The following is a 26,686-nucleotide window of genomic DNA, read 5'->3' as shown; positions in this document are numbered from 1 at the left end:
GTGCCTCAGGCGCGGGTCGCCCACACGTAACGGTGTTCCGGGCGGCCCGCGTCGCCGTATTTGAGCGTCAGCCTGGCCCGTCCGGTGCGCTCCAGGAGCTTCAGATAGCGCTGGGCGGTCTGCCGGCTCAGCCCGGTACGGTCGGCGATCTCCTGGGCGGACAGCGGGCCTTCGGCGTTCATCAGGGACTGGCGCACGAGTTCCGCGGTGGTGGGGGAGTGCCCTTTGGGCAGCCCCGGCTCCGACGGCGTGGACAGGGCGCCGAAGATGCGGTCCACCTCGGCCTGTTCGGCCTCGCCGCCGCCGTCGAGGGTGCGGCGCAGTTCGGCGTACGCCTCCAGCTTGGCCCGCAGGCCCGCGAAGGCGAACGGCTTCACCAGGTACTGCAGCGCGCCCTGCCGCATCGCCGCCTGTACGGTCGTCACGTCCCGGGCAGCCGTCACCATGATCACGTCGGTCTGGTGGCCGCGCCTGCGCATCTCCTGGACGACCGCCAAGCCCGTCTCGTCGGGCAGGTAGTGGTCCAGCAGGACCAGGTCCAGGCGGGGCAACGTCTCCAACTGGCGCAGCGCATCGGCCGCGTTGTGGGCCTCGCCGGCCACGTGGAAACCCGGCACCTTCTCGACGTAGGCGGCGTTGACTCGTGCGACCCGGGTGTCGTCGTCGACGACCAGAACCTCGATCATCGTGAGTCCTCTTCGGCGACGGTCTCTCCGGGGGCAGTGAGCGCGGGTTCCAGGTCCGGTTCGGTCAGTGCCTCGGGCAGCACGACCACGAACTCCGCGCCCCCGCCGAACGCCTCCGTCACCACCGCGCTGCCGCCCTGCCGTTCGGCGAGCCGACGCACCAGGGAGAGGCCGATTCCGCGTTTGCCGTGGGCCGGAGGCTTCTTCGTGGACCACCCCTCCGTGAAGATCAACTCCCGTTGTTCCTCCGGGATTCCAGGCCCCGTGTCCCGCACCCGGAGCACCGCCGTCCGCCCTTCCGTCCGCAATTCGACCTCCACGCGCGCGTGCGGTGTGCCTCCGACGGCGTCGAGTGCGTTGTCCACCAGGTTGCCGACCACCGTGACCAACCCCCGTGGGTCGATCAGCCGGTCCGGCAGCCAGGTCCGGTCGGAGATCCACAGGGCGACGCCCCGCTCGGCCGCGACGGTCGCCTTGCCCACCAACAGGGCGGCGAGCAGGGGGTCCTGGATCTTCTCGGTGACCTGTTCGGCGGTAGCCCGGTGATCGCCGACCACCTCGCCGACGAAGTCGACGGCGTCGTCGTACATCTCCAGTTCGAGCAGTCCCAGGAGGGTGTGCATCCGGTTGGCATGCTCGTGGTCCTGGGCGCGCAGGGCGTCGATCAGGCCGTGGGTCGAGTCCAACTCCCGGCCGAGCTGCTCCAGTTCGGTGCGGTCGCGCAGGGTGGCGACGGCGCCCCCGTCGTCGGTGGGCATCCGGTTGGTGACCAGGACCCGCTGGCCCCGGACGGCGAGCAGGTCGGTGCCGGTCACCCGGCCGGCCAGGACGTCGGTCGTACGGCCCTCGCCGAGCGCCTCGTCCAGGGACCGGCCGACCGCCTCGTCGCCGATGCCCAGCAGCCGCCGCGCCTCGTCGTTAAGGAGCCGTATGCGGCCCGCGCGGTCCAGGGCGACGACGCCCTCCCGGATGCCGTGCAGCATCGCCTCGCGCTCCGAGAGCAGCGCCGAGATGTCCGAGAAGGCAAGGTCCCGGGTCTGCCGCTGGACCCTCCGGGAGACCAGCCAGGCCGCCAGCGCGCCGACGGCGAGCGCGCCCCCGGCGTACGCCAGCAGCCCGGGGATCGCGCTGATCAACTGTGCGCGGACGCTGTCGTACTTGATGCCCACGGAGACGGCTCCGATGACCGTGCCGTCGGCGTCGCGCATGGGCACCTTGCCGCGGGCCGAGCGGCCCAGGGTGCCCTTGTCGATCTCCTTGACCTCCTGACCGGCCAGGGGCTGGCCGGGAGAGGTCGAGACGAACCGGCCGATCTCGCTCGGAGTCGTGTGCGACCAGCGCACGCCCCGCCAGTCCATCACCACCACGTACTCGGCCTTGGTGGCCTTCCGGATCCGCTCGGCCTCCTTCTGCACGGGCCCGTCCGCGCGCGGAGGGGTGTTCTGGAGGTCCTTGATGATCTGCGGCTGCTGCGCGGTGGTCTGGGCGATGGCCAGGGCGCGGTTCATCGCCTCCTGGTCCAGCTGCTTGCTCAGCGGCGCGAGGAACAGCCCGGTCGCCAGGACCGCGACTCCCGCGGCGATCGCCAGCTGCATCAGCAGCACCTGCGAGAACGCCCGCCGCGGCAGCCCGAGGCGACGACGGCGTGCGAGAGGGGTGGGGCTCATACCCACGACGGTACGTGCCGGGACGGGGCCCGCCCCAGGGGTGTGGCGTGGATCTCTTGACCAATTCTTGGGGAAAGCGGCCTCCAGGAGAGGGCGGTTTCCCATGGGAGCCCGTCAGGTGGTCCGGCGTCCTGCGAGTCAGCCCGCCATGGCTGTCGTCAGCTCACGCACCGCCACCACGTCCATTCGTGCCGGCGCGCCGAGGACCGACGCCCCACAACTCTGCGGCCGGGGCGGCAGGGAAGCGCCCTGGGCGACGATCACGCGCCAGTGGCGGCCGTCGGTGTGCGCGACCGTCACCTCCCAGCGGGGCGCGCCGCCGTCCGTCCGTACGACACTCAGCGCGTCCGTCGCGTACTCGCGCGCCGCCGTCCGCACGGCCAGCTCCGCCGCCTGTCCGGGCCGCTCCCAGGCCGAACCGCCCCGGCAGCCCTCGACGACCACACGGCCCTCCTGGACGCCCTGGAGGATCTCCTTGACGGTGTGGGCGCCGACGCGACCGTACGCATAGCCGTACGGCAGGACGAGCACCGTGGGCGAGAAACGGTGGCCGCCGAGATGGGTGACCTCCCAGGCACCCTCGACCCCGGAGGCCGCCAGTTCGGCGGCGAGCGGACGGCCCAGGAGCGCGCAGCAGCGGTCGCGCTTGCCGTTGGTGCAGACGAGCGCGAGCGGATCGCCGGTGTGGACCCGCCCGCCGAGCGCCGCGCCGAACGAGTGCGGGTCGCCCGCGCCGAGGGCCGCGAAGTCGAGGCCGAGCAGCTGTCGCGGGTCGGTCGTCGTGGCGCTCTGCAGCCACGCGTTTCCGGGAACGGCGTGGGCCGCGTACACCTGCCGTACCCGTGACGGCGCGGGGTCCGCATGCCGCCCGGGACGCCGGATGAGCGCGATCCGTACGCCCGTGTTCACGGCCGCCGCTTCCAGGGCGCGGCCCAGCACGGGGTCCAGGTGGCTCATAGTGAGCGCTTTGGCACCCCAAGGACCGGGCTGTTCCAGCAGCAGCCACGTCGTCGCCGTGGCCGCGGTTCCGGAAATGGGCTCGTCGAGGTCCCGAGAGACGGTCGCGCACGTACTCACAGAGGTGAGCCTAACCTGACTTGGCCCGGGGCGACTTCCGGCCGCGTTGGTGTCCTACTCCGGTAGTGGTTGGGGCGGTTTCTGGCCGACGTAGTGACCGCTGGGCCGCATGCGGAGCGGGCGCTCGCCGTACTCCTCCAGGGCGTGCGCGATCCAGCCCGCCGTACGTGCGACCGCGAAGATCGTCTCGCCCGCCGTGGAGGGCATCCCGGAGGAGACGGTGAGCACGGCGAGTGCCAGGTCGACGTTGGCGTGCAGCGGGGTGTGGCGGGCCGTGGTGGCGACGATGTCACGGGCCGCGGCGAGCGCGGGCCCGGCGCCGGGAACGTCCTTCAGGAGGGCGAACAGGGCACGCGCGCGTGGGTCTTCGCCCGGGTAGAGCCGGTGGCCGAGCCCGGGGATGCGGCGGCCGGCCCGGAGTTCGTCGGCGACCACCGGGGCGGCGCTGCCCTGGTCGAGCACGTCGAGCAGCATCCGGTGCGCCAGACCGCTGGCTGCGCCGTGCAGCGGTCCTTCGAGGACGCCCAGGCCGGAGGAGACGGCCGCGTAGGCGTGCGCGCGGGCCGAGGCGGCGACCCGCACCGCGAGGGTGGACGCGGCCAGGTCGTGGTCGACGAGCAGGCCAAGTGCCGTGTCCAGAGCCCGTAGTGACGCCTCGTCAGCAGTCTGGCCACTCAGCCGTGCCCACAGCCGGAGGGCGAGCGGACCCTCGTCGCGATGAGCGCGTCGCACCGGTGGCAGGGCGGCGACGAGGGTGGGGATGAGGGTGCGTGCCGTGCCGAGCACGGCGTCCTCGGACAGGTCGAAGCGCAGCGGGTCCGCCGTCGCCGCCGCGATGGCCGCGACCCGCAACCGGTCGGTGGGGCCGGTGTGTTCGGGCAGCGCGTCCACGGCGCGGCGGGCGACGGCGACGCTCGCCCTGGGCGCGGTGAACGTGATCCCGGGACGCAACTCCCCCGTCCACAGCCACTCGGCGATCTCTTCGTAGGAGTGGCGCGCGGCCAGCTCGGTCGCGTCGACACCCCTGAAGAAGTACCGGTCCTTCTCGATGAGCGTGATCCGGGTCCGTACGGACAACTCGCCCCCGGAGCCCGAACTCCCGCTGCTCTCCCGTCTGTTGCGCCGGGCGAGAGCCTCCACCTCCTTGGCGTCGAAGGTGCTGCCCCGGCCACCGGGCTCGCGCCTGCTGCCCAGTTGCCCGCGACTCACGTACGCGTACACGGTCTCGGGCTTCACGCCGAGCAACTCGGCGGTCTCCTTGGTGCTCAGCCGTCGCTCGGGGTGACCGGGAGCGGTTTCTTGATCGCGCATGGAGGTCACGGTATCCATCCCTAAGATGCATTGATTAAATCAATATTGACAGAGATTGAGTCAACCATGGACATTTGAATCGAGTCCAGGGAGGAAACATGTCCATCAACAGGGCCGCAGCCACTCGTATCGAGGTTCCGCGGGGACTCGCGGGCGTCGTCGTCACCGACACCCGAATCGGTGACGTCCGGGGGACCGAGGGCTTCTACCACTACCGCCAGTACTCCGCCGTAGAGCTCGCGCAGACCCGCGGCTTCGAGGACGTCTGGCATCTCCTGGCCCACGGCGAACTGCCGGACGCCGAACAGGGCGCCGCCTTCGCCGCCGAGACCGCGGCGCTGCGCCGGCTGCCCGACGAGGTGCGGGCCGCACTGCCCGCCGTGGCGGCGGCGAGTGGGACGTCCGGACCGCTGTCCGGCATGCGAACGGCGCTGTCGCTGCTCGGCGCCGCGAAGGGTTTCCGGCCGGTGTACGACATCGACGCCGACGCGCGGCGCGCGGACACCCTCGTGGCCTCCGCCGCCGTACCGACGCTGCTGACCGCGCTGTACCGGCTGAGCCGGGGCCTCGACCCCGTAGAGCCGCGCGAGGACCTCTCCTACGCGGCCAACTACCTCTACATGTTGACGGGTTCGGAGCCGGACAAGCAGCAGGCCAGGGCGATCGAGCAATACTTGATCTCAACCATTGACCACGGATTCAACGCGTCAACCTTCACCGCGCGGGTCATCGCGTCCACGGGGGCGGATGTGGCGGCTTGCCTCGTCGGGGCCGTGGGGGCGCTGTCGGGCCCGTTGCACGGCGGCGCTCCAAGCCGCGCCCTGGACACCCTGGACGCGATCGGCACCCCGGACCGTATCGACCCCTGGATCCGTGAACGCGTCCTCGCCGGCGACCGCATCATGGGCTTCGGCCACGCGATCTACCGCACGGAGGACCCGCGCTCCCGGATGCTGCGCGAGGTCGCCCAGCAGTTCGGCGGGCCCCGGGTCGAGTTCGCGGTCGAGGTCGAACGCCAGGTGGAGGCGATCCTCGCCGAACTCAAGCCGGGCCGCGAACTCCACACGAACGTCGAGTTCTACGCGGGGCTGGTGATGGAACTCTGCGGGCTGCCGCGGGAGATGTTCACACCTACGTTCGCCGCCGCGCGGGTGGTGGGGTGGAGCGCGAACCTGGTGGAGCAGGCGGAGGACTCGAAGATCATTCGGCCGGTCGCGCGGTATGTGGGGGTGGGGGCGCCGGTGGCGGTGCCTGCGATGACCTGAGACAAGGTTGGAGTCCCGTCCGGGTGGCCGGCCCGCGTTCGCTGCTGGGTTCCCTTGGAGTGCTGGGGCAAGGGGCCTGCGTACTGCTATGGAAGCGTCAAATGTGCCGGTCAGGTGAGTGAACCGGTCTTCTGTGGCGGTGGCCCGTGTTGCTTCCTGTCGCGTCCCGCGTGTATCCATGCAGAGACACACGAAGGCCCCGTCCTCGCGTCGGCTAGGACCTTGAGGACGAGGCCCTGGTGGTGGACGTGGGCCCCGGCCGATTGCTCAGCCGGGGCCTACGCGCTTCAGACCCACGGGCAGTGCTGGATGAACCACGCGATCACGAGGAAGACCTCGCAGGTCGCGCTCACGCGCTCCGATGAGACGTGCTGCCGTACGTGGATCCGCCACCGGTCCGTCAGCTTGCGCTTCAAGACCGGCTCCCTCCCGGCCGAAAGGCCCTGGGCGTGCGGGATGACGTCCCGCGCCGCTGAGGTCACGGCTGTGTCCTCACGTGAGGGACGCGGCTCGTGAACCCCGGCGGGATGGGGGGAGTTGACGGGTTGGGCTCAGATGAAAGAAGAGGGCTGTGCGGACTGTGGCCGGAGGCCCGGCACCGCAGGGTGCCGGGTTCTCCATGTGCAAGTCCTGTGGGTGAACGGTAGTAGAGACGTGCCTTGATGGTCGGAGGTGTCAGGCGTCAGGGATGTCCCGTTTCGCGCGAAGCAGGGTCTCGCGACTGATGACCACGATGCGCTCGTAGTCGGCACGTGCGGCGTCAGGAGGGAGCTCGGAGTCGAGTTCCGCAGTCGCTTCGCGCCCGATGACGGCAAAGTCGCCGTCACTGAGCTCGAAGATGTCGGGGCAAGTCTGGCCACTGGCGCTGCCTCGCTCGCGAGGCGAAGCCCCGACACGTCGCACGATTCTCACGTAGGGTTACCAATCTTACTCGGAGTGTTCTCCGAGTGCGGCTCCTTGTGGCTCGGAGGGATGGGGGCTCCGAGCGGTGCAGCACCCCGGGCAGGTGTGGCGCCGGAACCGCAGGTCTCCGAGCGTGAAGGGTGTTCGTCGGAGTGCCCGGAGGGGGCCAGACGACAAGGTAGACCATTCCGCTACTCGCGGTGGGCCGGATACGGGCAAGCAATCAGGTGAAGTCTGCCGTCTGCTCTTGACGGAGTGCTTTCCGGGCATTGGGCCCGCCTGAGGTCAGGGTGAATCGCCCGGTGTCTCTCCGACGACCCACCACTCGTCGGTGTCTGAGTCGTCGAGTTCCTGGATCAGTTCGTCCATGACTTGGCCGAGGCCGGCTTCTTCGGAGGAGTCGGGCAGGCTCTTCCGGTGGTGCCCGGTGGCTGCCCAGTACTCGCGGAAGACCGGGTTCTGGCACATGACCCGGAAGTGGCCGTGCAGTTCTGCCAGGGTCAGGGCGCCGATTCGGTGGTAGTACAGGGCGTTCACGTAGAGCGCGTTCGCGAAGAGGTACTGCCGTTGCTTTTCGGGTGGCACCGGGGTCTCGTACGTGTCGAGGACGCTGGCCAGGGCCGGGTCGTCCATGGCTTTGCACAGCAGGGCGAAGTGGAGTCGGTGCTGTTCGGCGAGGGCCGCTTTGTGCCGACGGCGTGAGACCGGCCCGGCAAGGGGCGCGGCGACGGCCGCGACCCATGCCCTGACGGCTGAGCCGAGCCCTCGTATCCCCACGTTCCGTGTGGCCATGTCAATAACCCCCGAATCAGGCGGCCGTCCGCCGGTCGTCGGGGTGCGGGTCGACTGATGGGGACCGGCGAGCGATGGGCGGCGCTTGCCGTCTCCCAGAGTGCCGAGCGGCTCTGATCGGCAGGGAGGCGGAGAGGAGGCGCACGGAGGGAAGCGAGGGTCGCACGAACCGGCGCCTTCCCCAACGTGTGCCCCGCAAGGAGTGCTAACAATCGTTCACTTCGCGGCGATTCTTCCGGCTCGTATCCTGGGGCGGCATTCAACCTCCGTACGTGCACCCGACCGCGATCCGGTGCACGCGTCGGCGTGAAAGAGGTCGCACGTTGAGCCCGCAGAACCCGAGCGCACACCCGAGCCCGAGCGAAAGCGGGGCGCCGGTTTCAAGTCCCCCGCAGATCCCCGTCGTCGTACTCGCCGGTTTCCTCGGCTCCGGCAAGACGACCCTGCTCAACCACCTCCTGCACCGCAGCGGAGGCAGCCGTATCGGCGCCATCGTCAACGACTTCGGGGCGATCGAGATCGACGCGCTCGCCGTGGCCGGGGCCCTCGGCGACTCGACCGTCTCGCTCAGCAACGGGTGCCTGTGCTGTGCCGTCGACGCCGGCGAACTCGACGTCTACCTGGAGCGGCTCGCCCGCCCCTCCACCGGTGTCGACGTCATCGTCATCGAGGCCAGCGGACTCGCCGAACCGGAGGAACTGGTGCGCATGCTGCTCGCCAGCGAACACCCGGGGATCGTCTACGGCGGACTCGTCGAGGTCGTCGACGCCGCCGAGTTCGACGACACCCGCGCCAAGCACCCCGAGATCGACCGGCACCTTGCCCTCGCCGACCTGGTCGTCGTCAACAAGCTCGACCGGGCGGTCGACGCCCCGCGCGTCCTCGGACTCGTCAGTTCCCTCACCGACCGGGCCGCCGTCGTGCCCGCCACCTACGGCCGTATCGACCCGGAGTTCCTCTTCGACTGCCGGCCCAGCGAGGAGCGCGTAGGGCAGCTGACCTTCGACGACCTGCACGAGCACACCGGCGACGAGCACGAGCATGCAGACCATCTGCACGCCGCCTACGACAGCCTCTCCTTCGCCTCCGACGCGCCCATGGACCCGCGCGGGCTGATGGCGTTCCTGGACAGCAGGCCCGAGGGGCTCTACCGGATCAAGGGGTACGTCGACTTCGGCGCCCACGATCCCCGCAACCGGTATGCCGTGCACGCCGTAGGACGCTTCCTGCGGTTCTATCCCGAGCCCTGGGCGAGCGGGGACGCCCGGCTCACGCAGCTCGTGCTGATCGGCACCGGTCTCGATCTGGCCGCGCTCGGCAAGGAGTTGGAGGCGTGCGAGGACGGCGACGCCCCACACGCCGACGAGCACGGCATGTGGGGCGTCCTGCGGTACGTACAAGAACCGGACCAGGAGCCGGAATCCGAACCGGAGTTGGACCCGCACCCCCTCCCGGACCCGGAGCCGTAGGCCGGGCGGGCGCGGGCTACACCGGGCCCGCCACCACCGACACCGTCTTCGGCAGGGACACGCCCGAGCCGTCGCGGCGCGGGTCCATCTCCGGGAGTTCGGCCGGGGTGCCGTCCCGTTGTGCGGCCCTGGCCGGTACGGCGCCCGCCCAGGCCAGGGACAGGCAGTCCTCGCCCTTCAGGAAGCGCTGGCAGCGGACGCCGCCGGTGGCGCGGCCCTTGCGGGGGTACTGGTCGATCGGGGTCAGCTTGGCCGTCGTCTGGACGGAGTCGTCGAGCGTGCCGCGCGAGCCCGCGACCGTGAAGACGACCGCGTCCACAGCCGGATCGACGGCCGTGAACGAGATGACCTTCGCGCCGTCGGTGAGCTTGATGCCCGCCATGCCGCCGGCCGGGCGGCCCTGGGGGCGGACCTGGGAGGCCTGGTAGCGCAGGAGTTGGGCGTCGTCCGTGATGAAGACCAGGTCCTCCTCGCCGGTGCGCAGCTCGATCGCGCCGACGATCCGGTCGCCGTCCTTGAGCGTGATGACCTCCAACTCCTCCTTGTTCGTGGGGTAGTCGGGGACCACGCGCTTGACGACGCCCTGCTCCGTGCCGATGGCCAGACCCGGGGAGGACTCGTCGAGGGTCGTCAGGCAGATGACCGTCTCGCCCTCGTCCAGGGAGACGAACTCCGAGACCGGCGCGCCGCCGGAGAGGTTCGGCGCGGCGGCCGTCTCCGGGAGTTGCGGGAGGTCTACGACGTTGATCCGCAGGAGGCGGCCGGCCGAGGTGACAGCGCCCAGCTCGCCACGTGCCGTGGCCGGGACCGCCGAGACGATCACGTCGTGCTTGACGCGCCGGGCCTCGGCGTCCTCCGGGAAGGGCTCGCCGTTCGCCGTGCGGGCCAGCAGTCCCGTCGAGGAGAGCAGTACCCGGCACGGGTCGTCGGCCACCTGGAGCGGCACCGTGGCGTCGGGGGCGCCCGCCGACTCCAGCAGGACCGTACGCCGGTCGGTGCCGAACTTCTTGGCCACCGCGGCCAGTTCGGTCGAGACCAGCTTGCGCAGCTCGGTGTCCGACTCCAGGATGCGGGACAGCTCGGCGATCTCCGCGGTGAGGCGCTCCATCTCCGACTCCAGCTCGATCCGGTCGAACCGGGTGAGCCGGCGCAGCGGCGTGTCCAGGATGTACTGCGTCTGGATGTCCGACAGCGAGAAGCGCTCCATCAGACTCTGCTTCGCCTGCGCGGAGTTGTCGCTGGAGCGGATGATCCGGATGACCTCGTCGATGTCGACGAGCGCGGTGAGCAGACCCTCCACGAGGTGGAGGCGGTCGCGCCGCTTGGTGCGGCGGAACTCGCTGCGCCGCCGTACGACGTCGAAGCGGTGGTCGAGATAGACCTCCAGGAGTTCCTTGAGGCCCAGCGTGAGGGGCTGGCCGTCCACCAGGGCGACGTTGTTGATGCCGAAGGACTCCTCCATCGGCGTCAGCTTGTAGAGCTGCTCCAGGACCGCTTCAGGGACGAAGCCGTTCTTGATCTCGATGACCAGGCGCAGGCCGTGCGCGCGGTCGGTGAGGTCCTTGACGTCGGCGATGCCCTGCAGCTTCTTCGCGCCGACCAGGTCCTTGATCTTGGCGATCACCTTCTCCGGGCCCACGGAGAAGGGCAGTTCGGTGACGACGAGGCCCTTGCGGCGCGCCGTCACGTTGTCCACGGCCACGGTGGCGCGGATCTTGAAGGTGCCGCGGCCCGTCTCGTAGGCGTCCCGGATGCCGCTCAGGCCGACGATCCGGCCGCCCGTGGGCAGATCGGGGCCTGGAACGTGCCGCATCAGGGTGTCGAGGTCCGCGTTCGGATAGCGGATCAGATGGCGGGCCGCCGCGATGACTTCGCCCAGGTTGTGCGGCGGCATGTTGGTGGCCATGCCGACGGCGATGCCCGACGAGCCGTTCACCAGCAGGTTCGGGAAGGCTGCGGGCAGGGCCACCGGCTCCCGCTCCTGGCCGTCGTAGTTCGGGGCGAAGTCGACCGTGTCCTCGTCGATCGACTCGGTCATCAGGTTCGCGGCCTCGGACGGCCGGCACTCGGTGTACCGCATGGCGGCGGGCGGGTCGTCGTTGCCCAGCGAGCCGAAGTTGCCGTGGCCGTCGGCCAGGGGGACGCGCATGGAGAAGGGCTGCGCCATGCGCACCAGGGCGTCGTAGATCGACGCGTCGCCGTGCGGGTGCAGCTTGCCCATGACGTCGCCGACGACACGCGCGCACTTCACATAGCCGCGGTCGGGGCGCAGGCCCATCTCGTCCATCTGGTAGACGATCCGGCGGTGGACCGGCTTCAGGCCGTCCCGGGCGTCCGGCAGGGCGCGGGAGTAGATGACCGAGTACGCGTACTCAAGGTAGGAGCCCTGCATCTCGTCGACGACGTCGATGTCGAGGATCCGCTCCTCGAACGAGTCGTCGGGCGGCGGGGTCTTCGTGCTGCGGCGGGCCATCGCTGCCGGCTCCTCTTTTCTGGTCGCTCGCCTGGGGGTCGCTCCCCTTCGGCTCACTCTTGCTGAAGCGTGAACGGGGTCTTGACGTGAACCATTGTGGACCGCGGCACTGACAACGCGGACCAGGACCCGGCGTTGGCCGCTCGGCTCCGTCACCGACGGCTGCCGCGTGGGTCCACGTGTGCGACTGCCCGCAGGCTACGCGATCTCGCTCTCGGCGTACGTCCGCCGGGAACTTCGCCGACGGTCCGCACGCTTGCATACAGTGGCGGGACGAGCAGGATTTCTGCGGTTCCAGCCAGAGAATCCGCGATCGAAGGGACGTACATGCCCATGGGTCACACGGCCACCGCCGAGGCAGGGTCCGGCGGTCTGACAGCGACCGAACACCGTTTGGCCAACGGTCTGCGCGTGGTGCTCTCCGAGGACCACCTGACCCCGGTCGCGGCGGTGTGCCTCTGGTACGACGTCGGTTCCCGCCACGAGGTCAAGGGGCGTACCGGCCTGGCTCACCTCTTCGAGCACCTGATGTTCCAGGGCTCCGGACAGGTGAAGGGCAACGGACACTTCGAACTGGTGCAGGGCGCGGGCGGTTCGCTCAACGGCACCACCAGCTTCGAGCGCACCAACTACTTCGAGACCATGCCCACCCACCAGTTGGAGCTCGCCCTCTGGCTGGAGGCCGACCGCATGGGCTCCCTGCTCGCCGCCCTCGACGAGGAGTCGATGGAGAACCAGCGGGACGTCGTCAAGAACGAGCGCCGCCAGCGCTACGACAACGTGCCCTACGGGACGGCGTTCGAGAAGCTGACCGCGCTCGCCTACCCGGAGGGCCACCCCTACCACCACACGCCCATCGGCTCGATGGCGGACCTGGACGCGGCCACCCTGGAGGACGCCCGCGCGTTCTTCCGCACCTACTACGCGCCCAACAACGCGGTCCTGTCCGTGGTCGGCGACATCGACCCCGAGCAGACGCTCGCCTGGATCGAGAGGTACTTCGGGTCCATCGCCTCGCACGACGGCAAGCCCACACCCCGTGACGGCTCACTGCCCGACACGATGGGCGGCGAACTGCGCGAGATCGTCGAGGAGGAGGTCCCGGCCCGCGCCCTGATGTGCGCCTACCGGCTCCCGGAGGACGGCACGCGCGCGTCCGACGCGGCCGACCTGGCCCTCACCATCCTCGGCGGCGGCGAGTCCTCGCTCCTCTACAACCGCCTTGTACGGCGCGACCGTACGGCCGTCGCGGCCGGCTTCGGTCTGCTGCGGCTGGCCGGAGCGCCCTCCCTGGGGTGGCTGGACGTCAAGACGTCCGGTGACGTCGAGGTGCCCGTCATCGAGGCAGCCATCGACGAGGAGCTCGCCCGGTTCGCCGCGGAGGGCCCCACGGCCGAGGAAATGGAGCGCGCCCAGGCCCAGTTGGAGCGCGAGTGGCTGGACCGGCTCGGCACGGTCGCGGGCCGCGCGGACGAACTGTGCCGCTACGCCGTCCTGTTCGGCGACCCGCAGCTCGCCCTGACCGCCGTACAGCGCGTCCTGGACGTGACGGCGGAGGAGGTCCAGGAGGTCGCCAAGACGCGCCTGCGGCCCGACAACCGCGCGGTGCTCGTTTACGAGCCGATCGCGGACGAGGATGCCGACAATGACGCCGACGAAGTAGCAGCGGCCGAGGCCGGCGACGAGAACGAGGAGGCGGCCAAGTGACCGAGCTCGCCACGATGGAATTCCACCCGCAGCCCCAGGCGGGCGAGGCCAGGCCGTGGGCCTTCCCGGCGCCCGAGCGCGGGACGCTCGGCAACGGCCTGACGGTCCTGCGCTGCCACCGGCCCGGCCAGCAGGTCGTCGCCGTCGAGGTGCTTCTCGACGCACCCCTGGAAGCCGAACCGGCAGGCCTGGACGGCGTCGCCACGATCACCGCGCGTGCCTTCTCCGAGGGCACCGACAAGCACTCCGCCGAGGAGTTCGCCGCCGAGCTGGAGCGCTCCGGCGCCACTCTCGATGCGCACGCCGACCACCCCGGACTGCGCCTGAGCCTGGAGGTCCCGGCCTCGCGCCTGGTCAAGGGCCTCGGCCTGCTGTCGGACGCCCTCAGGGCGCCCGCCTTCGCGGACAGCGAGGTCGAGCGGCTGGTCCGCAACCGCCTCGACGAGATCCCGCACGAGACGGCCAACCCGTCCCGCCGCGCGGCCAAGGAGCTCTCCAAGGAGCTGTTCCCGGCGAGCTCGCGCATGTCGCGCCCGCGCCAGGGTACCGAGGAGACCGTCCAGAAGATCGACTCCGGGGCCGTACGCGCCTTCTACGACCGGCACGTCCGCCCCGCGACCGCCACCGTCGTGGTCGTCGGCGACCTCACCGGCATCGACCTGGACGCGCTGCTCGCCGACACCCTGGGCTCGTGGACCGGCCCCGCCGGCCAGCCGCGCCCCGTGCCGCCGGTGACCGCCGACGACACCGGGCGGGTCGTGATCGTGCACCGGCCCGGCGCCGTCCAGACGCAGCTGCTCATCGGCCGCGTCGGAGCCGACCGGCACGACCGCGTGTGGCCGGCGCAGGTGCTCGGCACGTACTGCCTCGGCGGCACCCTCACCTCCCGCCTGGACCGCGTCCTGCGCGAGGAGAAGGGCTACACCTACGGTGTGCGGGCCTTCGGCCAGGTGCTGCGTTCGGCACCCGACGGCACGGGCGCCTCGATGCTCGCCATCAGCGGCTCCGTGGACACCCCGAACACGGGTCCCGCCCTGGACGACCTGTGGACGGTGCTCCGCAAGCTCGCCGAGGGCGGACTCACCGACGCCGAGCGGGACATCGCCGTACAGAACCTCGTCGGGGTGGCGCCGCTCAAGTACGAGACCGCCGCGGCCGTGGCGAGCACGCTGGCCGACCAGGTCGAGCAACACCTGCCCGACGAGTACCAGGCGACGCTGTACCAGCAGCTCGCCGCGACCGGCACCGTGGAGGCCACCGCGGCGGTTGTCAACGCCTTCCCGGTGGACCGTCTGGTGACGATCCTCGTCGGCGACGCGGAGCAGATCAAGGAGCCCGTCGAGGCCCTCGGTATCGGCGAAGTGACCGTCGTTCCGGCGGAGTAGTCGGAACAGCGGCACGCGCGCGTGGGGGAGCCCTGATGACTGAACCGCCATCAGGGCTCCCTATTGTCCGAATTGGGGGAGAGGTTGCCTGTCTGCCCTGTGGCATGCGCTACAAAAACCGTGATCCGTTTGGGGATTGAAAGTGGCCCCCCTTAGCGTCGGTCCGGCTGTCCGTCAGGCACCGCGCCGCACTCGCGGCACCGGACAGTCATCGCCGAGTCCCCGTACGGCGCGAGCCAGGGGAGCCGGGGACCCACATGAGTCCCTGGGGTGAATCGGACGCCCGCGCGCGTGGCGGGGGAGTCCGTAGGAGACCTTCCTGCTCCGAACCCGTCAGCTAACCCGGTAGGCGAGAAGGAAGGAAAGGACCAGCCACTTCATGGCGTTCACCCGCGCCACCGGGAAGCACCGTCGCCCGAGCCGGACCCACCGCACCACCGTTCGCGCCGCGAGCGTCGCCGCGTTCGCCACCACCGGAGTCGTCGGCACCCTGGCCAGCGCCCCCGCGTTCGCCGCCGAGCCCGCCCCCGAACAGACCGGCCTCACGCCCGTCGTCGCCATCGGCGACTCCGTGGCCGAGAAGATCGACGCCCAGGCCGTCGCCCAGCGGCGGGCCGCCGCCGAGACGCTCGCCGAGGAGACCGCCCGCGCCAAGGCCGCCGCCCAGGCCGAGGCGGCCCGTGAGGCCCAGGCGCGCGCCGCCCGTGAGGCCGAGCGCAAGAGGCTCAACACCTTCGTCGCGCCGGTCGCCAACTCCTATGTGTCCACCGGCTACAAGACCGGTGGCTCCCTGTGGTCCTCCGGCGCCCACACGGGCATCGACTTCCACGCCTCGACCGGCACCAGCGTCCACGCGGTGGGCTCCGGCACCGTCGTCGAGGCCGGCTGGGGCGGCTCGTACGGCAACCAGGTCGTGATCAAGATGGCCGACGGCATGTACACCATGTACGGCCACCTGTCGTCCATCGGCGTCTCCGTCGGCCAGAAGGTCACCCCGGGTCAGCAGATCGGCCTCTCCGGGGCGACCGGCAACGTCACCGGACCGCACCTCCACTTCGAGGCCCGCACGACCGCCGAGTACGGCTCGGACGTCGACCCCGTCGCCTACCTCCGCAAGCACGACGTCAACGTCTGACGACGCACCACCCCACTTCCCGGAGCCCCGGCCCGCAGGCCGGGGCTTTCGGCGTTTCCGGACCCCTCCTGTCCAAAAAATATCCATGGATTCCGGTCCGCCATCGGAAATTCCCGCTGATTGCAATAGAGTCACGGAACACACGTCAATCGTCGACGTTTCACGGGGATTAAGGCGGAGGTCGGACATGCGTATTCCGGCGCACTCGGTATGCACGGCGATCCGGGACGACATCGTCGCCGGTGTCTACGAGCGCGGCGGCCGGCTCACGGAGGAACTCCTCGCGCGCCGGTACGGCGTCTCGCGCGTCCCCGTGCGGGAGGCCCTGCGCACGCTGGAGGCGGAGGGGTTCGTGGTGACCCGGCGGCACGCGGGCGCGTGCGTCGCGGAACCGACCGAGCAGGAGGCCGCCGACCTGCTGGAGATGCGGATGCTGCTGGAGCCGCTCGGTGCCTCGCGCGCCGCCCAGCGGCGTACCGAGGCCCACCTCAAGGTGCTGCGCGGCCTCGTCAGGCTGGGCCAGGAGCGCGCCAGGAGGGGCAACAGCGAGGATCTGCGCTCCCTGGGCAGCTGGTTCCACGAGACGCTGGCCCAGGCCTCCGGGAGCCCCGCGCTGACCTCGATGCTGACCCAGCTGCGGCACAAGATCGCCTGGATGTACGTGGTGGAGGCGCCGGCCAACCCCGTGGAGTCCTGGGCGGAGCACGGGGCCATCGTGGACGCCGTGGCGCGCGGCGACGCCGAGCGCGCGCGGGCGATCACCGCCCTGCACACCGAGCGCGCGGGCACCGCGCACCGGCTGCGCTTTCCCGGCGGCGCGAACGGCACGGACCGCGTGAGGACTTCGCAACCTCCCGTAAACATGTCGGGTCTCCGGCATTAACACGGGCGCCGTATACAAAGAGGGGATAATTCGCGGGGGATTATTTCTGCTGCCCGCAAATGGAATTGCGAAGGGCTCGCCCGGTAATTCGGGCGAGCCCTTCGTGGGTGCGGTACATCGTTTTTACGGCGAAAGCACCGCAACCATCAATTGAGGAACCCCGGCGGTGCGCAACCACCTCCGCGAGAGCGGCGCCGGTTCAGGCGCACAGAGGGGCTTGTTCAGACGGTCTCGGGGAGTTCCTCGAGACCCTCCGCGACCAGCTTCGCCAGCCGGTCGAGGGCCGCGTCCGCGCCCTCGGCGTCCGACGCGAGGACGATCTCCTCGCCGCCCTGGGCGCCCAGGCCCAGGACCGCGAGCATGGAGGCCGCGTTGACGGGGTTGCCGTCGGCCTTGGCGATCGTCACGGGGATACCTGCGGCCGTGGTGGCCCGGACGAAGATGGAGGCGGGGCGGGCGTGAAGGCCCTCCGCCCAGCCGACGTTGACGCGGCGCTCAGCCATGTGATGCTGCCCTTCAGAGTCTCAGGGTTGTCTAGACCAGTTTCCCACACGCGAAGCGAGCCCGGAGCGGCCCCGCGGACCGTCCGGAGGAGGGTGTCGGACCGCGGCCTCGGCCCCACTTCCCCTGGCTGCTTTCCCCCACAGACTGCCTCGCGCCGTTGTCGGACGCGAGCCGTACGCTGGGGCCCATGCAGACCTCGTCGGACCGGCACGAGTACCCCGCCCACTGGGAAGCCGACGTCGTGCTGCGCGACGGAGGTACCGCGCGCGTCAGGCCCATCACCGTCGACGACGCCGATCGCCTGGTCAGCTTCTACGAGCAGGTCTCCGACGAGTCGAAGTACTACCGCTTCTTCGCGCCGTACCCTCGCCTGTCCGCCAAGGATGTCCACCGCTTCACGCACCACGACTTTGTGGACCGGGTGGGACTCGCGGCCACGGTCGGCGGCGAGTTCATCGCCACCGTACGCTATGACCGCATTAGTGCCGACGGGCGTCCCGCGTCCGCCCCCGCCGACGAGGCCGAGGTCGCCTTCCTGGTGCAGGACGCGCACCAGGGCAGGGGCGTCGCCTCCGCCCTCCTCGAACACATCGCGGCCGTCGCGCGCGAGCGAGGCATCCGCCGCTTCGCCGCCGAGGTGCTGCCCGCCAACAACAAGATGATCAAGGTGTTCACGGACGCCGGCTACACCCAGAAGCGCAGCTTCGAGGACGGCGTCGTACGCCTGGAGTTTGATCTCGAACCCACTGACAGGTCCCTCGCCGTGCAGCGCGCGCGGGAGCAGCGCGCCGAAGCACGGTCCGTACGACGGCTGCTGGTGCCCGGCTCGGTCGCCGTCGTCGGCGTCGGACGTACCCCCGGAGGGGTCGGCCGCAGCGTTCTCGACAACATCAGGGACGCCGGATTCACCGGCGGCCTGTACGCCGTGAACAAGGCCTTCCCCGAAGGGCAGAAGGAACTCGACGGGGTGCCGGCCTACCGCTCGGTGCGCGACATCGAAGGCCCCGTCGACCTCGCGGTCGTCGCCGTCCCGGTCGCACACGTCCCCCAGGTCGTCACCGAATGCGGTGAACACGGGGTGCAGGGGCTCGTCGTGGTCACCGCCGGTTATGCCGAGAGCGGCCCCGAGGGGCGCGAGCGCCAGCGCGAACTCGTCCGGCACGCGCGCACGTACGGCATGCGGATCATCGGGCCGAACGCCTTCGGGGTCATCAACACCGCCGCAGACGTGCGGCTGAACGCGTCCCTGGCCCCCGAGATGCCGCGCCCCGGACGCATCGGGCTGTTCGCCCAGTCCGGCGCCATCGGCATCGCCCTCCTCTCCCGGCTGCACCGGCGCGGCGGCGGCGTCACCGGAGTCACGGGCGTCTCCACGTTCGTGTCGTCCGGCAACCGCGCGGACGTGTCCGGCAACGACGTCCTTCAGTACTGGTACGACGATCCCGACACCGACGTCGCCCTCATGTACCTGGAGTCCATCGGCAACCCCCGCAAGTTCACCCGCCTCGCCCGGCGCACCGCGGCGGCGAAACCGCTGGTCGTGGTCCAGGGCGCCGGATCCGCCCCCCAGGGGCACGCCGTACGCGTGACACGCCTGCCGCACGCCACGGTGTCCGCGCTGCTGCGGCAGGCCGGCGTGATCCGCGTCGAGACGATCACCGAACTCGTCGACACCGGGCTGCTGCTCGCCCGCCAGCCGCTGCCCGGCGGGGCGCGGGTGGCGATCGTCGGGAACTCCGAGTCACTGGGACTGCTGACGTACGACGCGTGCCTCTCCGAGGGCCTGCGGCCGCTCGCCCCGCTGGATCTGACCACGGCGGCCACCGCGGCGGACTTCCACCGGGCGCTGTCGGACGCGCTGGCCGACGAGGCGTGCGACGCGGTCGTGGTGACCGCGATACCGGCGGTCGGGGAAGGGCCGGCGGAGGACGCGGCGCTGGCCGAGGCGTTGCGGTCGGCGGCGGAGACCGTCCCCGGGAAGCCCGTGCTGGTGGTGCATGTGGAGCTCGGGGGGCTCGCGGCGGCGCTGTCGGCCGCGACCAGTACGGCACCGCGGGCCGTTTCGAGGCGGGAGGACTCGCAGCGCTCCGAGGAGCGACCGCCCAGCGCGGTACAGGCCTCCGAAGGCGTCGGCCTCATCCCCGCCTACCCCGCCGCCGAACGCGCGGTCCGCGCCCTCGCCGAAGCCGTGAAGTACGCCCAGTGGCGGCGCGAGGCCGTCGACCCCGGCCGGGTCCCCGAGTACGAGGACATCGACGAGAAAGGGGCCGCCGGGTTGATCGGCGGGCTGCTCGCGCGCGGGCAAGGCCTCACACTCGGCGTCGACGAGACCTGCGAACTGCTCGGCATGTACGGCGTCGACGTGCACCGCGCGCTGCCCGCACCCACCCCCGATGCCGCCGCCGAGGCCACCCGCACCCTCGGCTATCCGGTCGCCCTCAAGGCCACCGCCCCGCACCTGCGACACCGCGCCGACCTGGGCGGCGTACGCCTGGATCTGGCGGACGAGGAGCAACTGCGGCGGGCGTACGCCGAGTTGGGCGAACTGTTCGGCCGGCCGGAGGAGCTGCGGCCGGTGGTGCAGCGGATGGCGCCGCGCGGGGTCGACACCGTCGTACGGGCCGTCATCGATCCGGCGGCGGGGGCCGTGCTGTCGTTCGGGCTCGCCGGAGCCGCCTCGCAGCTGCTCGGGGACACCGCGCACCGGCTGATTCCGGTCACGGACCGGGAGGCCGGCTCGCTGGTCCGGTCGATCCGGACGGCACCTCTCCTGTTCGGCTGGCGCGGTTCGACCCCTGTCGACACGCCCGCCCTGGAGGAGCTGCTGCTGCGGGTGTCGCGGCTGGTCGACGACCATCCCGAGGTGGTCGCGGTGACCCTGGAGCCGGTGGTCGTTGCCGCGCTCGGCCTGAGCGTGCTCGGCGCCTCCGTCCGCCTGGCGCCACCGCCGGTCCGCGACGACCTCGGCCCGAGGACTCTTCCCGTGTACTAACGGACCTCCCCGCGCGTGGAAGGCCGCTTCCGGGTACTGATCCCGTGTACTGAGACGGCAGTGACAAGACCGTGCTCGGCGGTGCCTCGCAGTCAGTGGGCCACCGTAGGATGGACGTCATGGCCAAGACCAGTACGACGACCCAGGGGCTGCGTGCGGCGATCGAGCGCAGCGGCTACTACCCGGCCCTCGTGGCCGAGGCGGTGGAGGCCGCCGTGGGCGGCGAGCCGATCCGGTCGTTCCTGGTCCACCAGGAGACCACGTTCGACCAGAACGAGGTACGCCGGCACGTGACCGTGCTCGTCCTCACCGGCAACCGCTTCATCGTCAGCCACACCGACGAGCAGGCCGCCGACAGCACTTCCCCGACGCCCTACGCCACGACGTCCACGGAGTCCGTGAAGATCGGCCGGATCTCGTCGGTGGTGCTCAGCCGCGTGGTCGCCAACCCGGAGTCGTACAAGCCGGGCACACCGCCCCGCGAGGTCGTGCTGACCATCGGCTGGGGTGCCGTCTCCCGGATCGATCTGGAGCCGGCCGCCTGCGGCGATCCCAACTGCGAGGCCGACCACGGCTACACGGGCAACTCGACGGCGGACGACCTGAGCCTGCGCGTCAGCGAGGCCGGGGACGGCCCGGAGACGGTGCAGCAGACCCTCGCCTTCGCGCAGTCGCTCTCCGAGGCGACCGCGGACGTTCCCCGCTGATGGCGCAGCCCGCAACCTGGGACCACCCCGAACCCCTCGCCGTCGAGTCCGCACCCGTCCCCGAGTACGGCTCCGGCTCCCTCGCCGACCTGCTGCCCACCCTGGCCGCCGGCATGGGCGTACCCGGTACGACCGCGGCGATCCCGGAACTGACCGCGGCCGACCGCAACTGCGTCTTCCTGGTCGACGGCCTCGGCTGGGAGCAGATCAAGGACCACGCCGACGAGGCGCCGTACCTGCACGCGCTCCTCGGCAGCTCGCGCGGCGGCACGGGACGCCCGCTGACCGCCGGCTACCCGGCGACCACCGCGACCTCCCTCGCCTCCGTCGGCACCGGCCTGCCGCCGGGCGCGCACGGCCTGCCCGGCTACACCGTGCGCAACCCGGGCACCGGCGCGCTGATGAACCAGCTGCGCTGGCAGCCGTGGAGCGAGCCGAAGTCCTGGCAGCCGTACCCCACGATCTTCCAACTGGCCCAGGACGCGGGCGTGCACGCCGCCCAGGTGTCGTCCCCGACCTTCCAGAACACCCCGCTGACGAAGGTCGCGCTCAGTGGCGGAACGTTCCTCGGGCGGCTGACCGGCGAGGAACGCATGGACCTCGCGGCCGAGCAACTGGCCGCCGGGGACCGCTCCCTGGTGTACACGTACTACGCCGAACTCGACGGCGCCGGCCACCGCTACGGCGTCGCCTCCGACACCTGGCGCGGTCAACTCATGTACGTCGACCGGCTCGTCCAGCGCCTCGCCGAGCAACTGCCGCCGCGCAGCGCGCTGTACGTCACCGCCGACCACGGCATGATCGACGTTCCCTTCGACGAGGAGCACCGCATCGACTTCGACGCGGACTGGGAGTTGCGCGCCGGGGTCGCCCTCCTCGGCGGCGAGGGCCGCGCACGCCATGTCTACGCGGTCCGGGGCGCCGAGAGCGACGTACTGACCTGCTGGCGCGAGGTGCTCGGCGAACAGTTCTGGGTGGCGTCGCGGGACGAGGCGATCGAGGCGGGCTGGTTCGGCCCGACGGTCGACGAGCGCGTCTACGACCGTCTCGGCGACGTGATCGTGGCGGCCCGGGACGACGTCCTGGTCATCGCGTCCGAGCGGGAGCCGAAGGAGTCGGCGATGGTCGGCAACCACGGTTCCATGACCCCTGCCGAACAGCTGGTCCCCCTGCTCGAAGTACGCTCCTGAAGCCCCATCGTCCTCCTCTTCGCCGAAAGGTGCTCAACTTCCCATGCCCGAGCTGGTGTTCTTCTCCGGAACGATGGACTGCGGGAAGTCGACCCTGGCGCTCCAGATCGAGCACAACCGCTCGGCGCGCGGCCTGGCAGGGGTGATCTTCACGCGGGACGACCGCGCGGGCGAGGGAAAACTTTCCTCACGCCTCGGCCTGGTCACCGACGCGGTGGAGGTCGAGGACGAGCAGGACCTGTACGCGTATCTCGTCGACCACCTCTCCCAGGGCGGCCGCGCGGACTACGTCATCGCCGACGAGGCACAGTTCCTGGCGCCCGTGCAGATCGACCAACTCGCGCGCGTGGTCGACGACCTGGGCCTCGACGTCTACGCCTTCGGCATCACGACCGACTTCCGCTCCAAGCTCTTCCCCGGCTCCCAGCGCTTGGTCGAACTCGCCGACCGCGTCGAGGTCCTCCAGGTAGAGGCCCTCTGCTGGTGTGGCGCCCGCGCCACCCACAACGCCCGCACGATAGGCGGCGAGATGGTCGTCGAGGGCGCCCAGGTGGTCGTCGGCGACGTCAACCAGGCGGAGGCCATCGGCTACGAGGTCCTGTGCCGCCGCCATCACCGCCGCCGCATGACGTCGGCTACGGCACGGGCGGCGGCGCTGTCGCCGGATGTACTGCCGATGACGTCGGCCTAGGGTTCACGACTTCCGGCTCAGTGCACCTGCCACTCGCCGACGTCGTCACCTGGAAGGTGACGAACCCGAGGGCTGTCTTCCCGGCACTGATCGTGATGGTGCCAGGAACGGCGTACCGGCCGTTGAATTGTTCAACGATGCGGAGAGCTGCTGCCCGTCTTTGTCGATCGCCGTCGTCCGGTTGGACGGGGAGTCGTCGTAGACGGCAGTGCCCGTGTTCCTGCGTTCGAACCGCACGGATACGCGACGGTCCCCGGGCGGCGGGTGGTCGTACGGCCAGCGGCTCAACGTGTCTCCTCCCTCGTGCTGTCGGACACCGGCGCCGGAACTGAGAGCAGGCAAGTCGACAGCGGTGCCCCGCAAGCGACCCGAAGGGCTAGTGCGGCCCCTGGATCACCGAGAACATCGCTCCCTCGGGGTCCGCCACCGTGGCCACGCGGCCGTGGGGGCTGTCGTGGGGTGGTTCGAGGGTGTGGCCGCCGAGGTCCGTGACGCGGCGTAGGGCTTCGTCCGTGTCGGCCACCTCGAAGTACGTCATCCAGTGCGGGCCCCGGTCGCGGGGGAGGGCGGTGCCGACGCCGTGGATGCCGGCGACCGGGGTGCCGTCCAGGTGCAGCGTGACGTAGTCGAGGTCGGCGGCGTCGACCGGGACCTCCTCGTAGCCGAACGCCGCCTCGTAGAACTTGGCGACGCTCGCGGTCTCGAAGGTCAGCAGCTCGTTCCAGGCGGGTGTGCCGGGGACGCCCGTGATGGACGTACCGAGGTGTTCCGCGACCTGCCAGATGCCGAACACCGCCCCCGACGGGTCGGAGCCGATGGCCAGACGGCCGGCCTCGGCCGCGTCCAGGGGGCCCACTCCGACGGTGCCGCCGCACATCCGTACCGTCTCGGCCGTCTGGTCCACGTCGTCCGAGGCGAGATACGGCGTCCAGGCGATGGGCAGATGCCGGTCCGACGGCAGCTGGCCGATGCCGGCCACCTCCTGACCGTCGAGCAGGGCCCGCACGTAGGGGCCGAGCTGGTGGGGACCGGGTTGGAATTCCCAACCGAACAGCTCTCCGTAGAACTCCTGAGTCGTGGTCATGCCGTGCACCATCAGACTCACCCAGCAGGGTGTGCCCTGCGTACGCCGAGTGTGCGTGTCGCCGTTCAGGCCGGCCGACCCCCGTGCCTCGGTCATCGTCACCTTCTCCTCGGCCCCTCGCGGTGGCCGTTTCTTCCGCACTGCGGATCCGCGTGCCGCAGCCGCGTCACGCCCCGAGCCGATGCTCGCACCCCCTGCGGCGCCGCGCGCCCCGGCCGCGCCGTCGGCGGGCGGCTCACGTACGGAGGATGCCCGGTCTGTGGCCCCTCGTCCGTTTCCCGTTGATTGCCGTGGGGTGTCCATCGGTTGTACACCATGTGCTCGATCCCGTACGCCTCGTGATCGAGGCTGTCCGGCGGGCAGAGTAGTCGGACCTGGACGTGTCGGCCACCCCTTGCGCGAGGATGGTGGCCATGAACGCCATCATCTCCGCATCCGAACTGGCGAGCGATCTGGCCGGGACGAACCCGCCGGTCCTCCTCGACATCCGCTGGCAGCTCAGCGTCGCGAAGACCGCAGGTGAACCGCCCTTCGACGGACGTGCCGAGTACGCGGCCGGGCACATCCCGGGCGCTGTCTACGTAGACCTCGACCAGGAACTGGCCTCGGCCCCCGGCGCCCGCGGTCGGCACCCCCTTCCCGACACCGCGCGCTTCGGCGCCGCGATGCGCCGCGCGGGTGTATCGGCCGACCGCGCGGTCGTCGTGTACGACGGCGGCCAGGGCTGGGCGGCGGCCCGCGCGTGGTGGCTGCTGCGCTGGGCGGGTCACCCGGACGTGCGGGTCCTCGACGGCGGCCTTCCCTCTTGGGAGGGTCCTCTGGAGACGGATGTGCTGACGCCGGCCGAGGGCGACTTCACGCCGGAGCCGGGGGCCGTGCAGCTCCTGGACGCGGACGGTGCCGCCGCGCTGGCCCGCAGCGGGGTCCTGTTCGACGCCCGCGCGGGGGAGCGTTACCGGGGAGAGGTGGAGCCGATCGACCGGGTCGGCGGCCACATCCCCGGCGCCGTGTCCGCGCCGACCAACGAGAACGTGGGCACCGACGGCCGCTTCCTCCCGGCGGAGGAACTGGCGGCCCGCTTCAAGTCGTTGGGCGCCACGGAGGGGACGGGAGTCGGCGTCTACTGCGGCTCCGGTGTCTCGGGCGCCCACGAGGTGCTGGCCCTGGCGGTGGCGGGCATTCCGGCCGGACTCTACGCCGGCTCCTGGTCGGAGTGGTCCGCGGACCCGGAGCGCCCGGTCGCCGTCGGCCCCGACCCGCAGTAGCGGCCGTAGAGGGACAGGGAGGGCCCGCGCCGAAACCGGCGCGGGCCCTCCCTGTCGTAGCCGAACTCCCTTACGGCGAACCGCTCGTACGGCTGACTACTCCTGCTTCTTCCTTCGTGTGCCGAAGACGATCTCGTCCCAGCTCGGGACCGCCGCTCTGCGGCCCGGGCGAACGCCGTCCGCCTCGGCCTGGCGGTCGGTGGAGCCGATGAGCCGGTCACGGTGGGCGCCGACCGAGCGGGGCATGAGGACGTCCGCGTAGGCCGAACCGGCCGAGGCGGCGGGTGCCGGGGGCTCCTCCGCCTCCGGTTCCTCGACGGGCTCCTCCGGGGTCTCCGAGGGGCGCTCGGGGACCACCATGTCGCCACGGAAGCTCGGTACCGCCTCCAGGAGGCTGGTCAGCGAGTCGCGCTCGCTCTCCTCGACCGGCTCGGGCGACGGCAGCGCGGGACGCTCCGGGCGCTCCAGGGCACGGTCCAGCGGGCGGTCGCGGGGCAGCCGGGCGATCCGCGGGACGAACGGGAAGCTGGGCTCGGGGGTGGCGGAGAGGTCGTCGGACTCGCCGATCAGCGAGCGCGCCTCGTCGTCGACGGCCTGGACGAGCCGCCGGGGCGGGTCGTACGTCCAGCTCGCCGAGTGCGGTTCGCCCGCGACCCGGTAGACCAGCAGGACCTCCCAGGTGCCGTCGTCGCGGCGCCAGGAGTCCCACTGCACGGTGTCCTTCTCGGCACCGCGCAGCGTCAGCCGTTCCTGCACGGCCTCGCCGAGCTGGGGTCCGGCGTTCTCACCGGGGCGGCGGACAGGGGTCTTCCGGGCACGCTCGGCCATGAAGGCACGCTCGGCGAGCACGGGACCCTCGAAGCGGCGCACCCGGTCCACGGGGATGCCGGCGAGTTGCGCGACTTCCTCCGCGGAGGCGCCGGCACGTATACGTGCCTGGATGTCTCGGGGGCGGAGATGGCTCTCCACCTCGATCTCGATCTGGCCGAGGCGGGGACGGTCGCCGCGTACGGCGGCGCGCAGACGCTCATCAATCGGAAGCGTGTACTCCGTGCTGTCCGCAGCCTTCAGCACCAGCCGTGTGCCGTCGTTAGAGACGGCCACGACACGCAGTTCGGGCATGGGGACCTCCCGGGTGGTGCCTGCCGACGTCACGTGCGTCGCTGCTTCCGCTAGTCGAGTGTGGCCTGCCCGGGTGCAGCCTGCCACAACCTTGCCGAGTTGCCCGGCGTGTCGGGCACGGGCCCGGACTCGCCGTTATGGCACGGTTACCTATTCGCAACGCTAAGTGACCAACTACGTCACCCTGTGCAACTGGCCCCCTCTGGGCGGTCCAAAAGGCCGCGGACGCCCTGGCAGGAGACCGCACCCAGGGCTCGCAACAGTACTCCATTTGGACCACGTGCGTGGATTGGCACGCCACCCAACTTCTTGTGGGGGGCGGGACTTGGCGGTCCGGAGCGGGGTTCGGGCGATCTTGAAAGTGGCGTACTTCACGCA

General features: G+C 70.9%; 22 protein-coding genes and 1 riboswitch. Of the genes, 11 read left to right on the top strand and 11 right to left on the bottom strand.

The annotated features are described in order from the left end of the window. Positions 1-5: 5 nt before the first annotated feature. From OH768_RS14365 to OH768_RS14350, 4 genes are all read right to left on the bottom strand, one after another. Positions 6-686, bottom strand: coding sequence for a response regulator (locus tag OH768_RS14365; RefSeq protein ID WP_406453655.1), 681 nt, complete (start codon positions 684-686; stop codon positions 6-8). Continuing rightward, positions 683-2,353 (bottom strand): ATP-binding protein, encoded by a 1,671-nt coding sequence (locus OH768_RS14360; RefSeq protein WP_406453653.1) that lies wholly within the window; start codon positions 2,351-2,353, stop codon positions 683-685. Before OH768_RS14360 ends, OH768_RS14365 begins: the two co-directional genes overlap by 4 nt. Positions 2,354-2,491: 138 nt before the next feature. Further along, positions 2,492-3,430, bottom strand: coding sequence for a sucrase ferredoxin (locus tag OH768_RS14355; RefSeq protein WP_406453651.1), 939 nt, complete (start codon positions 3,428-3,430; stop codon positions 2,492-2,494). Between the two features lie 54 nt (positions 3,431-3,484). Further along, entirely contained in the window at positions 3,485-4,741 is a 1,257-nt protein-coding gene (locus OH768_RS14350; protein ID WP_406453649.1) for a citrate synthase, read from the bottom strand. 98 nt (positions 4,742-4,839) lie between these two features. On the opposite strand from OH768_RS14350, the gene OH768_RS14345 reads away from it, so the two are divergent. After that, positions 4,840-6,006, top strand: coding sequence for a citrate synthase/methylcitrate synthase (locus tag OH768_RS14345; RefSeq protein ID WP_406453647.1), 1,167 nt, complete (start codon positions 4,840-4,842; stop codon positions 6,004-6,006). 287 nt (positions 6,007-6,293) lie between these two features. Here the strand turns inward: OH768_RS14345 and OH768_RS14340 are convergent, their stop codons facing one another. The 3 genes from OH768_RS14340 to OH768_RS14330 all read right to left on the bottom strand — a co-directional run bounded on the left by OH768_RS14340 (position 6,294) and on the right by OH768_RS14330 (position 7,701). Next, a complete protein-coding gene (locus OH768_RS14340) occupies positions 6,294-6,488 on the bottom strand; it encodes a hypothetical protein (protein ID WP_406453645.1) in 195 nt (64 codons plus the stop codon). A gap of 193 nt (positions 6,489-6,681) precedes the next feature. Further along, the gene (locus tag OH768_RS14335) at positions 6,682-6,918 is read right to left on the bottom strand and encodes a hypothetical protein (RefSeq protein WP_406453644.1); all 237 of its coding nucleotides are present in this window, start codon (positions 6,916-6,918) and stop codon (positions 6,682-6,684) included. 276 nt (positions 6,919-7,194) lie between these two features. Further along, entirely contained in the window at positions 7,195-7,701 is a 507-nt protein-coding gene (locus OH768_RS14330; RefSeq protein ID WP_406453642.1) for a DUF6082 family protein, read from the bottom strand. Positions 7,702-8,024: 323 nt separating this feature from the next. On the opposite strand from OH768_RS14330, the gene OH768_RS14325 reads away from it, so the two are divergent. Next, entirely contained in the window at positions 8,025-9,170 is a 1,146-nt protein-coding gene (locus OH768_RS14325; RefSeq protein ID WP_406453640.1) for a GTP-binding protein, read from the top strand. A gap of 16 nt (positions 9,171-9,186) precedes the next feature. Here the strand turns inward: OH768_RS14325 and OH768_RS14320 are convergent, their stop codons facing one another. After that, a complete protein-coding gene (locus OH768_RS14320; RefSeq protein ID WP_406453638.1) occupies positions 9,187-11,643 on the bottom strand; it encodes a DNA topoisomerase (ATP-hydrolyzing) subunit A in 2,457 nt (818 codons plus the stop codon). Between the two features lie 333 nt (positions 11,644-11,976). On the opposite strand from OH768_RS14320, the gene OH768_RS14315 reads away from it, so the two are divergent. The 4 genes from OH768_RS14315 to OH768_RS14300 all read left to right on the top strand — a co-directional run bounded on the left by OH768_RS14315 (position 11,977) and on the right by OH768_RS14300 (position 16,753). Further along, on the top strand, positions 11,977-13,350 hold the full coding sequence (locus OH768_RS14315; protein WP_406465262.1) for a M16 family metallopeptidase: 1,374 nt from the start codon (positions 11,977-11,979) through the stop codon (positions 13,348-13,350). Beyond that, complete coding sequence (locus OH768_RS14310; RefSeq protein WP_406453636.1) at positions 13,347-14,735, top strand: M16 family metallopeptidase; 1,389 nt, start codon at positions 13,347-13,349, stop codon at positions 14,733-14,735. The genes OH768_RS14315 and OH768_RS14310 overlap by 4 nt, the downstream gene beginning before the upstream one ends. Positions 14,736-14,937: 202 nt before the next feature. Then, positions 14,938-15,101: riboswitch (cyclic di-AMP (ydaO/yuaA leader) on the top strand. A 13-nt stretch (positions 15,102-15,114) separates the two neighbouring features. After that, complete coding sequence (locus OH768_RS14305) at positions 15,115-15,870, top strand: M23 family metallopeptidase (protein WP_406453634.1); 756 nt, start codon at positions 15,115-15,117, stop codon at positions 15,868-15,870. Between the two features lie 187 nt (positions 15,871-16,057). Further along, positions 16,058-16,753, top strand: coding sequence for a GntR family transcriptional regulator (locus tag OH768_RS14300; RefSeq protein ID WP_406453632.1), 696 nt, complete (start codon positions 16,058-16,060; stop codon positions 16,751-16,753). A 221-nt stretch (positions 16,754-16,974) separates the two neighbouring features. Here the strand turns inward: OH768_RS14300 and OH768_RS14295 are convergent, their stop codons facing one another. Then, positions 16,975-17,256, bottom strand: coding sequence for an HPr family phosphocarrier protein (locus tag OH768_RS14295; protein ID WP_019072943.1), 282 nt, complete (start codon positions 17,254-17,256; stop codon positions 16,975-16,977). Between the two features lie 188 nt (positions 17,257-17,444). Here OH768_RS14295 and OH768_RS14290 point away from each other — a divergent pair, with 188 nt between their 5' ends. From OH768_RS14290 to OH768_RS14275, 4 genes are all read left to right on the top strand, one after another. Continuing rightward, positions 17,445-20,249 (top strand): GNAT family N-acetyltransferase, encoded by a 2,805-nt coding sequence (locus OH768_RS14290; RefSeq protein ID WP_406453629.1) that lies wholly within the window; start codon positions 17,445-17,447, stop codon positions 20,247-20,249. 119 nt (positions 20,250-20,368) lie between these two features. Further along, entirely contained in the window at positions 20,369-20,956 is a 588-nt protein-coding gene (locus tag OH768_RS14285) for a DUF5998 family protein (RefSeq protein ID WP_019072945.1), read from the top strand. Beyond that, complete coding sequence (locus tag OH768_RS14280; RefSeq protein WP_406453627.1) at positions 20,956-22,146, top strand: alkaline phosphatase family protein; 1,191 nt, start codon at positions 20,956-20,958, stop codon at positions 22,144-22,146. The genes OH768_RS14285 and OH768_RS14280 overlap by 1 nt, the downstream gene beginning before the upstream one ends. A gap of 43 nt (positions 22,147-22,189) precedes the next feature. Further along, on the top strand, positions 22,190-22,837 hold the full coding sequence (locus OH768_RS14275) for a thymidine kinase (RefSeq protein WP_200711019.1): 648 nt from the start codon (positions 22,190-22,192) through the stop codon (positions 22,835-22,837). Between the two features lie 376 nt (positions 22,838-23,213). On the opposite strand, the gene OH768_RS14270 is transcribed toward OH768_RS14275, so the two are convergent. Next, a complete protein-coding gene (locus OH768_RS14270) occupies positions 23,214-24,017 on the bottom strand; it encodes a VOC family protein (RefSeq protein WP_406453625.1) in 804 nt (267 codons plus the stop codon). A gap of 317 nt (positions 24,018-24,334) precedes the next feature. Between OH768_RS14270 and OH768_RS14265 the strand changes: the two genes are divergently transcribed. Further along, the gene (locus tag OH768_RS14265) at positions 24,335-25,186 is read left to right on the top strand and encodes a sulfurtransferase (protein WP_406453623.1); all 852 of its coding nucleotides are present in this window, start codon (positions 24,335-24,337) and stop codon (positions 25,184-25,186) included. A 96-nt stretch (positions 25,187-25,282) separates the two neighbouring features. On the opposite strand, the gene sepH is transcribed toward OH768_RS14265, so the two are convergent. After that, positions 25,283-26,308 (bottom strand): septation protein SepH, encoded by a 1,026-nt coding sequence (gene sepH / locus OH768_RS14260; protein WP_262062482.1) that lies wholly within the window; start codon positions 26,306-26,308, stop codon positions 25,283-25,285. Between the last annotated feature and the right edge of the window lie 378 nt (positions 26,309-26,686).

Source organism: Streptomyces sp. NBC_01622 (genome assembly GCF_045209635.1).
Lineage (GTDB): Bacteria > Actinomycetota > Actinomycetes > Streptomycetales > Streptomycetaceae > Streptomyces.
The sequence above is the reverse complement of the archived record's forward strand: the minus strand, read 5'-3'. Positions and strand labels throughout refer to the sequence as shown.

What these genes read in the sequence shown, in the direction of transcription:
- OH768_RS14365 (WP_406453655.1), bottom strand. Translation starts at nt 686, where the DNA reads ATGATCGAGGTTCTGGTCGTCGACGACGACACCCGGGTCGCACGAGTC.
- OH768_RS14360 (WP_406453653.1), bottom strand. Translation starts at nt 2,353, where the DNA reads ATGAGCCCCACCCCTCTCGCACGCCGTCGTCGCCTCGGGCTGCCGCGG.
- OH768_RS14350 (WP_406453649.1), bottom strand. Translation starts at nt 4,741, where the DNA reads ATGCGCGATCAAGAAACCGCTCCCGGTCACCCCGAGCGACGGCTGAGC.
- OH768_RS14345 (WP_406453647.1), top strand. Translation starts at nt 4,840, where the DNA reads ATGTCCATCAACAGGGCCGCAGCCACTCGTATCGAGGTTCCGCGGGGA.
- OH768_RS14330 (WP_406453642.1), bottom strand. Translation starts at nt 7,701, where the DNA reads ATGGCCACACGGAACGTGGGGATACGAGGGCTCGGCTCAGCCGTCAGG.
- OH768_RS14320 (WP_406453638.1), bottom strand. Translation starts at nt 11,643, where the DNA reads ATGGCCCGCCGCAGCACGAAGACCCCGCCGCCCGACGACTCGTTCGAG.
- OH768_RS14315 (WP_406465262.1), top strand. Translation starts at nt 11,977, where the DNA reads ATGGGTCACACGGCCACCGCCGAGGCAGGGTCCGGCGGTCTGACAGCG.
- OH768_RS14305 (WP_406453634.1), top strand. Translation starts at nt 15,115, where the DNA reads ATGGCGTTCACCCGCGCCACCGGGAAGCACCGTCGCCCGAGCCGGACC.
- OH768_RS14300 (WP_406453632.1), top strand. Translation starts at nt 16,058, where the DNA reads ATGCGTATTCCGGCGCACTCGGTATGCACGGCGATCCGGGACGACATC.
- OH768_RS14295 (WP_019072943.1), bottom strand. Translation starts at nt 17,256, where the DNA reads ATGGCTGAGCGCCGCGTCAACGTCGGCTGGGCGGAGGGCCTTCACGCC.
- OH768_RS14290 (WP_406453629.1), top strand. Translation starts at nt 17,445, where the DNA reads ATGCAGACCTCGTCGGACCGGCACGAGTACCCCGCCCACTGGGAAGCC.
- OH768_RS14285 (WP_019072945.1), top strand. Translation starts at nt 20,369, where the DNA reads ATGGCCAAGACCAGTACGACGACCCAGGGGCTGCGTGCGGCGATCGAG.
- OH768_RS14280 (WP_406453627.1), top strand. Translation starts at nt 20,956, where the DNA reads ATGGCGCAGCCCGCAACCTGGGACCACCCCGAACCCCTCGCCGTCGAG.
- OH768_RS14275 (WP_200711019.1), top strand. Translation starts at nt 22,190, where the DNA reads ATGCCCGAGCTGGTGTTCTTCTCCGGAACGATGGACTGCGGGAAGTCG.
- OH768_RS14270 (WP_406453625.1), bottom strand. Translation starts at nt 24,017, where the DNA reads ATGACCGAGGCACGGGGGTCGGCCGGCCTGAACGGCGACACGCACACT.
- OH768_RS14265 (WP_406453623.1), top strand. Translation starts at nt 24,335, where the DNA reads ATGAACGCCATCATCTCCGCATCCGAACTGGCGAGCGATCTGGCCGGG.
- sepH (WP_262062482.1), bottom strand. Translation starts at nt 26,308, where the DNA reads ATGCCCGAACTGCGTGTCGTGGCCGTCTCTAACGACGGCACACGGCTG.